The sequence below is a fragment of the Nocardioides sp. genome (assembly GCF_051876515.1).
Lineage (GTDB): Bacteria > Actinomycetota > Actinomycetes > Propionibacteriales > Nocardioidaceae > Nocardioides.
This window is the reverse complement of the sequence record NZ_JBJEHY010000041.1, coordinates 1-3,813: the sequence shown is the minus strand read 5'-3', so window position 1 is coordinate 3,813 and position 3,813 is coordinate 1. Positions and strand designations below refer to the sequence as shown.

Annotated in this window: 4 protein-coding genes and 1 tRNA gene; all 5 read left to right on the top strand. The window is 67.3% G+C overall.

Going from position 1 to position 3,813, the window contains the following annotated elements; all coding sequences use genetic code 11:
* The first annotated feature begins 88 nt into the window (after positions 1-88).
* A tRNA-Pro gene (locus ACI379_RS02700) sits at positions 89-164 on the top strand.
* Positions 165-353: 189 nt separating this feature from the next.
* Entirely contained in the window at positions 354-1,733 is a 1,380-nt protein-coding gene (gene tig, locus ACI379_RS02695; protein WP_439790519.1) for a trigger factor, read from the top strand.
* 185 nt (positions 1,734-1,918) lie between these two features.
* Positions 1,919-2,527, top strand: coding sequence for an ATP-dependent Clp protease proteolytic subunit (locus ACI379_RS02690; protein ID WP_439790520.1), 609 nt, complete (start codon positions 1,919-1,921; stop codon positions 2,525-2,527).
* A gap of 4 nt (positions 2,528-2,531) precedes the next feature.
* Positions 2,532-3,140, top strand: coding sequence for an ATP-dependent Clp protease proteolytic subunit (locus tag ACI379_RS02685; protein ID WP_439790518.1), 609 nt, complete (start codon positions 2,532-2,534; stop codon positions 3,138-3,140).
* A 125-nt stretch (positions 3,141-3,265) separates the two neighbouring features.
* Positions 3,266-3,813 (top strand): ClpX C4-type zinc finger protein (locus ACI379_RS02680; RefSeq protein ID WP_439790517.1); only part of this gene is annotated, 548 nt, incomplete at its 3' end.

The following is a 3,813-nucleotide window of genomic DNA, read 5'->3' as shown; positions in this document are numbered from 1 at the left end:
CTTCCAAACTGATTACGCGGGTTCGATTCCCGTCATCCGCTCCAAGGCTGCCTCGCGCCGGTCCGTTCCGGGGCCAGACCCGCCTTGGCGGGGCGTAGCGTAGTGGCTAGCGCGCCTGCTTTGGGAGCAGGAGACCGCAGGTTCGAGTCCTGTCGCCCCGACCAGTTCCTCATCGCGTCCCGGTCCGTACGAGGGCGATTTCAGCGCCGTGACCCGGGGCAGTACGCTGACCCGTGGCCCTACTGCCGGGCTCATGCACGCGCGGGCCACGATCGAGCCCCCGACTCTCGTGGCCCGATCCGGCACCGCACCCGTGGGCCACGACATGCATCAGTACCGATAGGAGACAACCTGTGAAGAGCGCCGTCGAGACCTTGAACCCGACCCGGGTCAAGCTGACCGTCGAGGTGCCCTTCGAGGAGCTCAAGCCGAGCCTCGACGCGGCCTACAAGAAGATCGCGCAGCAGATCAACGTCCCCGGCTTCCGCCGCGGCAAGGTCCCCGCCGCCGTCATCGACCGTCAGGTCGGTCGCGGACCGGTCCTCGACGAGGCGATCAACGACGTGCTGCCCGCCAAGTACATGCAGGCGCTGCAGGACAACGATCTCGAGCCGCTCGCGCAGCCCGAGATCGAGGTCACCAAGCTCGAGGACAACGAGCTCCTCGAGTTCACCGCCGAGGTTGACGTCAAGCCGGACTTCGAGCTCCCCGACTACGAGGGCCTCGAGGCCTCCGTCGAGGACCTCGAGGTCACCGACGAGGACGTCACCGAGCAGGTCGAGGCTCTGCGTGAGCGCTTCGGCACCCTGGTTCCCGTCGAGCGCGAGGCCGCCGACGGCGACTTCGTCACCATCGACCTCGTGGCTGCCCAGGACGGCGAGACCGTCGAGGGTGGCGAGGTGACCGGCATGTCCTACAAGGTCGGCCGCGGCGGCATGATCGACGGTCTCGACGAGGCCCTGGTCGGCATGAAGGCCGAGGACGCCAAGACGTTCGACTCCGAGCTCGTCGGCGGCGACCTCGTCGGCCAGCCCGTGCAGGTCACCGTGACGGTCTCCGCCGTCCAGGAGCAGCAGCTGCCCGAGCTCGACGACGAGTTCGCGATGCTGGCCTCCGAGTTCGACACCGTCGACGAGCTGACCGCCGACGTGCGTGAGCGCCTGGTGCGTGGCAAGCGCCTCGAGCAGGCCGCCGCCGCCCGCGACGCCGTGCTCGAGGTCCTGCTCGAGAAGCTCGAGATCCCGCTGCCCGAGTCGATCGTGACCGACGAGCTCAACGCCCGCCGCCAGAACATCGAGGAGCAGCTGATGTACGCGGGCATCACCATGGACAAGTACCTCGAGGACGAGGGCCAGACGCAGGAGGAGTTCGAGGCCGACCTCGAGCGCCGCGTGCGTGACGCCGTCGCCGCCCAGTTCGTGCTCGACAAGGTCGCCAAGAAGGAGGAGTTCGGCATCGACCAGGCCGAGCTCTCCCAGCACCTGGTCCGCCGCGCCCAGCAGTCCGGCCAGGACCCGCAGGAGTTCGCGAACCACATGTTCGAGCACAACCACATCCCCGAGATGGTCCAGGAGATCCTGCGCGGCAAGGCGCTGGCGACCATCGTCGAGGCCGCGACCGTCAAGGACGCCTCCGGCAACGTGGTCGAGCTGAAGAACCTGCTGCCCGACGGCACCATCGGTGAGCCCGCCGCCGAGGGCGAGGCCGACGTCGAGGAGACCGACGAGGCCTGAGCTCCACCGCACCTGACGAAGCCGCCCGAGCCTGGCTCGGGCGGCTTCGTGCATCCCCGGACCCTCCGGGACGGCGATGCTGTGCGCTGTGGGCGAACAGGGGGCCCGATCGCGTGGAACTGTCGGTTCCTCGGGCTACTGTCGCCGTTGTGAACCAGAACTCCAGCGCAGCACTCTCGCCCCAGATGAACGGCGGCGGGGGCATGTACGGGCTCGACGACCACATCTACCAGCGGCTGCTCCGGGAGCGCATCGTGTTCCTGGGCTCCGAGGTGCGCGACCAGAACGCGAACGCGATCTGCGCCCAGCTGCTGCTGCTGTCCGCCGAGGACCCTGAGGCCGACATCTTCCTGCACATCAACAGCCCCGGTGGCTCCGTGGACGCCGGCATGGCGATCTACGACACCATGAACTACATCCCCAACGACGTCGCGACCGTGGGCATGGGCCTGGCCGCGTCGATGGGTCAGTTCCTGCTCTGCGCCGGCACGAAGGGCAAGCGGTACGCCCTCCCGCACGCGCGGATCATGATGCACCAGCCCTCCTCGGGCATGGGTGGCTCCGCCTCCGACATCAAGATCCAGGCGCAGCAGTCCCTGCACATCAAGAAGGTGCTGCTCGACCTGATCTCCGAGCACACTGGCCAGCCCGTCGAGCAGGTCATCGCCGACGCCGACCGTGACCGCTGGTTCACCGCCCAGCAGGCCCTCGAGTACGGCCTGGTCGACAAGGTGATCACCAGCGCCCGCGAGGCCGCCGACGAGGGCCGCCCGGCCCGCAACCAGAAGGGCTGAGGCCGTGAACTACTACATCCCGCAGTGGGAAGAGCGCACCTCGTACGGCTTCCGCCGCATCGACCCGTACGCCAAGCTCTTCGAGGACCGCATCATCTACCTCGGCACCCCGATCAGCGACGACGTCGCCAACGCGGTGATCGCCCAGCTGATGTGCCTGGAGTCGATGAACCCCGACCAGGACATCCAGATCTACATCAACAGTCCCGGTGGCTCATTCACCGCGCTGACGGCGATCTACGACACGATGAACTTCATCAAGCCCGACGTGCAGACCGTCTGCGTCGGGCAGGCCGCCTCCGCGGCCGCGATCCTGCTGGGTGCGGGTGCCGCGGGCAAGCGCCTCGCGCTGCCCAACAGCCGGATCCTGATCCACCAGCCCTACACCGAGGGCACCTTCGGCCAGACCTCGGACATCGAGATCCAGGCCAACGAGATCCTGCGCATGCGCGAGCTGCTCGAGCGGATGATCTCCGAGGCCACCGGCAAGGACATGGACACGGTCAGCCGCGACATCGAGCGCGACAAGATCCTCACCGCAGCGCAGGCCGTCGAGTACGGCCTGATCGACAACGTGATCGAGTCCCGCAAGGCGGCACCGGCGCTCGCCTGAGCGCACCGGCCAACTGGACAGTTTGACGCGGTACCTCGTGTCCGGCCCGCGAGTCGGGCCGGGCCGGGGTACCGTCAGATGGTTTGAACAGCCGGACAGTCCGGCAGAGGCGGAGGACAGATCTCGTGGCACGTATCGGTGACGGTGGGGACCTGCTCAAGTGCAATTTCTGCGGAAAGAGCCAGAAGCAGGTCAAGAAGCTCATCGCCGGCCCCAACGTCTACATCTGTGACGAGTGCATCGAGCTGTGCAACGAGATCATCGAGGAGGAGCTGGCCGAGGGCACCGAGGTCAACCTCGAGGAGCTCCCCAAGCCGCGCGAGATCTTCGAGTTCCTCAACTCGTACGTCATCGGCCAGGAGCAGGCCAAGAAGTCCCTCGCCGTCGCGGTGTACAACCACTACAAGCGCGTCCAGGCGGGCCTCCAGCCGGCCAACGGCAAGCACAAGGACGACGCCGTCGAGGTCGCCAAGTCCAACATCCTCGTCATCGGGCCCACCGGCTGCGGCAAGACGTACCTGGCCCAGACGCTGGCCCGGATGCTCAACGTCCCCTTCGCGATCGCGGACGCCACGGCGCTGACCGAGGCCGGTTACGTCGGCGAGGACGTCGAGAACATCCTCCTCAAGCTGATCCAGGCCGCCGACTACGACGTCAAGAAGGCCGAGACCGG